General features: G+C 46.2%; 5 protein-coding genes. All 5 read right to left on the minus strand.

Features of this window, described 5'->3' with window-relative positions:
- Nucleotides 1–449: hypothetical protein (locus C8R30_RS15365; RefSeq protein ID WP_258192082.1), on the minus strand; the 449-nt coding region annotated here is incomplete at its 3' end.
- A 125-nt stretch (nucleotides 450–574) separates the two neighbouring features.
- On the minus strand, nucleotides 575–1,153 hold the full coding sequence (locus tag C8R30_RS15370; protein ID WP_090672698.1) for a hypothetical protein: 579 nt from the start codon (nucleotides 1,151–1,153) through the stop codon (nucleotides 575–577).
- Between the two features lie 109 nt (nucleotides 1,154–1,262).
- A complete protein-coding gene (locus tag C8R30_RS15375; protein ID WP_090672701.1) occupies nucleotides 1,263–2,525 on the minus strand; it encodes a methane monooxygenase/ammonia monooxygenase subunit B in 1,263 nt (420 codons plus the stop codon).
- Entirely contained in the window at nucleotides 2,525–3,442 is a 918-nt protein-coding gene (locus tag C8R30_RS15380; protein ID WP_244888108.1) for a methane monooxygenase/ammonia monooxygenase subunit A, read from the minus strand. Before C8R30_RS15380 ends, C8R30_RS15375 begins: the two co-directional genes overlap by 1 nt.
- Nucleotides 3,443–3,619: 177 nt before the next feature.
- Entirely contained in the window at nucleotides 3,620–4,435 is an 816-nt protein-coding gene (locus C8R30_RS15385) for a methane monooxygenase/ammonia monooxygenase subunit C (RefSeq protein ID WP_107790533.1), read from the minus strand.
- Between the last annotated feature and the right edge of the window lie 329 nt (nucleotides 4,436–4,764).

Consider the following 4,764-nt stretch of genomic DNA (forward strand, 5'->3'; position numbering starts at 1 on the left):
ACTGCACCAATGATATAAGGCATATTTGATTTACCCCCTGTTCCCACTGCAAATGGGAAGCGGGATACATATTCAACACCTTCTCCCTTTACTGTCACCAAGCCTACAAATTTGCCCTGTTCAGGAAAGTAGTGTTCAAAGGTTACCGAACCATTCGAGTAAACTTTGGGTGGTACATGTAACACGGTTATCTCGTCCAGGTTTTCCTCTGTTCCTATGTCTTGGATTATCCTGACTTCCGTTGTCATCGGACGCAGTTCTTCGTTTATATAATCCAATGCGACTATCGTTCGGCCTGTCATCGGTATGTCTTCACAGAATTCCTGTTCCTGTGCACTTTCAGGTTGGTAACCCGTAAAATGCATTGTATAAGGCCCCACCGTGAGCTTACACATATCGTCCGCTAACGACAACCCGCCGTGAGCTTGTAACTGCAGTGAATATAGCATCCCCACCGCAGCTAAAATAATTGATTTTATACTTGTTTTTATGATGCTTGCTAACATGCTTTTTCTCCCTGAGGCGATATTAAATTTTTTATTATATGATCATTTCTGTGATCAAAACACCCTCTTTATCTTCCCGAGCGCCGCGATGCCAACCAGTTGCGAAATCTTTCCGATCGCTTGATTCTAAAGGCCAACCATATGAGCAACAGCAACCCCATCATGGGTGCAATCGATGCTCTAAGCAGTTTCATGTAATCGACCATTTCTACCCGCAGCCGGTATTGATATTTCAAGGGTGGAATGCCTTCTGCCGTTATCACGAGCGAATATAATCCTTTTTCTAATGTTCCCACACCGTTGATAACACCATCCGGATGATACTCCGCTGGCAATTGCAGTACCGTTTCGCCTTCACTTTCGCTTCCTCGAAATACTTTTACCGCAACCGGCATGTTACGCAGCGCCGAATCTATTAGATCAATGACCAAGTAGGTGTCTCCTGCCATTGGAATGTCCGTGCAATAGTGCCCACTTTCGTCATATTGTGGTTGATATGCACTTAGGTGCACCATGTTTTCTCCAATCTGACGCACACAACTGTCTTCTTCCAAAGATACTCTTCCATGGGCAATGACATTGCCCGTGTAAAGCGTCGCAACAAGAACGATAGCCGCAATACCCGTCTGTATTAACTGCTTTACCACGACAAACTCTCCTGTTAATAATTAATCAATTCGATCTATAAAAAAAACCGGCACACCTTCCTGTCTCTCGACAGCAGTGCACCGGTTTTCGTTGGCTTTTTACTACTTATTAAAGCTTGGTAAAGACCGGAATAACCGCACCAGCAATACTGTTGATATGGCGATTTCCATCTTCGTCCCAAGACATCAGCAGTCCACCAAATCGGCTCTCTGGGTCACCCAACAACGCCATCAAACGTTGAATTTCCCATAGCGCGTCTTTAGCTTCCATTTTGATCTCTTTGGTTTCACCAGGTTGAACAGCTGATTCATCATCAAAGGTCAGTCCAACCGCTACCAGTTCCCGTGGATAATTCGGGTCTAGGTATTGACGTCCATAGGAGTTGATGAAACGAATACCCGCTGTGGTGAATTCACCAAATTTGATCGGGCTGTCACCGTTGTTGGTCACTTCCATGGTGACACGAAGCGCGCGTCCAGGTACGTCATAGTTTGCGTAGGTTACACGGATCGCAACAGGGTTCGGTGCAACCGGCAATGGATCTACTTTCGATTCACCTGCTTGAATAGGTACCGTGTAGGGGTGTTTGTTTTCCGTATAACGGTAGCCTCCCCATACCAGCGCAAGAGTCAGAATCGCCATGGCCCAAGCAATTTTCTTGTCCATCGGATCCATCAACAAGTCATCACCATACGCCAATAATACACGGCTGCGTGGTAAGAACATCGGACGTGCTACAAACACACCAATCCAGAAACAGGCAAGTGTCATCCAGATGATATGCCACGTGAGCCCATTGGCAAAGTTGAAGGTTTCTGAGTCAATCGTCTCTCCCGTCAGCAGTTTGATCGGGTTGGTAAAATCATCCCAGCTTCCCGTGATATTCATCCAAGCGCCCGGGCCTGCGATCGGGCCTGCATCTTTCACGTTCAACATCGCGTGCATGTGGTGGCGACCGGGTATACGTGCTTTCAGGTTTGCTTCAAATTCATAGTCACGTCCAATTTGCAACGGCCCCGATATGAACCAGGGGTGGCCATTGATTTTGGTGCTCAGACGAACAAACACCGGGCTAGGGCTTCCTATGTTAAAGAAAGACCGTTCTGGTTTAGCCGCAGCACGGGGCCAGTCTTCCGCCAAGTGAAATTTACCTGTTATTTTGGCAAAATCATTGACTTTGGTGACTTCAGGTTCCCATTTGATGTCATACCATTGTACCGTACGCATCCGCAAGAACGGTTCTTGTGAACGTTCCCCGTGGGCCGCTACCGGCGTAACATCTACCACTAAGCTTACCGCCAATGCAGCCGCCGCGTAAGCGACGCCATAAAGCCCTAATACGCTCCGTTTGTATATGTTTTTTATATTCATTATTTGATCCCCTGTGCAAAGCCTTCTTCACCAAACGCAGTAACGTCATCTCTTTTAACAATACGGCCTCTTTTACCTTTAACGTAAAAGAATGCTGTACAGTAAACTTTACCGAGGAACCACCAAACAACAAACATCAACATCGATACAAACGCCGCAAAGAACGCAGCAATCACCGTGGTATGGCCGCCAAAGGTACGCAGTGAACCCTGCTCAATCAGGCGTACGTATTCAGGTGTACCTGTACGGATATAAAGGTGTCCCATGTAGTCTGCCATTGAAAGCAATACGCCTTCTGCAACGACAGGCAAGTGAGTCGGTCCAAAAATTGGCCAGTTGCCTGGATAGAATAACAGACCAAAGAATCCGCCTCCGATCAGCGCCGTTACCAACCAGTTACGGGTCAAGTACAACGTGATATCCAACATCAATGCACCCGGAATCATGATCGATGGGGTAACAAAGTTGATTGGATAGTGTGACCACCAGTAGAAACCCCAGTAGCGGGTGAGCCATTCACCAATCAGTAAGCATACAACGCATAACGTCGCGCCAAAGGGTTGACGATAGTTGACCCATAGATAGTACATGATCGTCGAGCAGTAGGTGATCCCAACAATCGGGGTCACTACCGGCCACCATTGACGATCTTTCCAGTCCATCCAGAAGTCCCAGTCACCTGCCAACAACATAAAGTGCATGTGATAGGTACCCACTAGTAGTATGACCAAAATCGGAAAATAGATGAGGTCAATCGACCGTGACATGTGGACCGCTTCCGGCGGCATCTTCGCTGCCTTCAGAATGTCATTCGTTCTGAACATCCCTGTCAGCAGGCCTTCGCCTTTTGACAGTAACGGCACAAATAGAAACAGAACAGGTATAGCTAGTAATACCCATACTACGCTTTCATTCATAACTCCCTCCCTTTTGAAGCTTGTGATATTAAATGTGACATGACGATTCCTTTACTTTTTCAGTTACTTCACTGCCCGATTATTCTATATTCCCCATCATAATCGGTTATCTATCTCCATCCCCACATCCCGGTTTCCCAGAATGCAGGGATGTCAATCAGTCTTATAACCTCAGAATTAAGCAACGATCCTGTTGTTAAGAATTTCCTTGCTTTGGTTATTCCAGACCACGTCTGTCAAATTGGAGTAACGGGTGATGATCTGTGCAGCAATACCCCCTTGGAACAGACCAGCCCATCCCAGAATCACAAAGCCCCAGTGCAATGGCGCACTAAATAGTTCTTCCATGAACCAGAATGCATGACCCCATTCGTTCAGTCCAACGTTTGGCAGAATCATCAGTGGGCCTGCAATCGCCATGACTAATGCAAATGAAATACCTCTGCTATACAGTGGCAGACGGGTCATCGCGTACAGGTATGTAGCTACACCACATACGATGTACATCGGGAATGAACCATAAAACACCACTACATGGCTAGGAGTAAAACTGGTGTCACGGATAATCACTTGATGCCAGGAGGCATCTTGCTCAGTGAAGAAGCTTCCGCCCCAGTACACACCAAAAATGTATACGCCAATCCACATCAAATAGTAGAAATAGCGTTTGATCTCCAGCTTCGGATCCAGATTGTCCAGTTGCTCTTTGCTGTCACGGGTTTTCCACAACCAGCCCCATGTGATCAGTGCAAACAGCGGCATGATGGTCATGTGCACACGCCATAGCCCCATCCACACACGATCAAATTCAGGCTCCATCGAGTCCATCCCGTGTGAGTAAGCAAATGTCCTTTGGTACCAGATCCAGAAACAGGCTACCGCCAGCATCGTCGCCATACCAAATTTATACCATTTCGAGTCATACCACAGCGACATGTCATAATCTCTTTGTGAGCTAGCCGCTGCGCTGCTCGTTCCCATTGTAGTTGCCATTATTAACTTCCTCCTGTTTTTTACATTTTAGTTTGAAAAAGCAATATCACCGCTTATCAGTAATACCGCTCACTATCACATCAGTCCCATAAAGACCTTGCCGTCCCCATGGTCTCTGTATAGCGTTCGACTAAACTACTCCTTTTTTTGTTCCAGCTAAAAAGCTCTTCACCCTTTGCTGGCTACACTCTACAGGCTAGTCACCTTAATCACTTTAGTCAAGTAGTTTTTCCATATTTATAGCAGGGGATTTTATCAACACCATAAAATCTATCAACTCTTCAATAGCTTGGACTATCATAAAGACCCTACAAATAAAATATTAAAGC

This window comes from Nitrosomonas nitrosa (assembly GCF_003051105.1).
Classification (GTDB): domain Bacteria; phylum Pseudomonadota; class Gammaproteobacteria; order Burkholderiales; family Nitrosomonadaceae; genus Nitrosomonas; species Nitrosomonas nitrosa.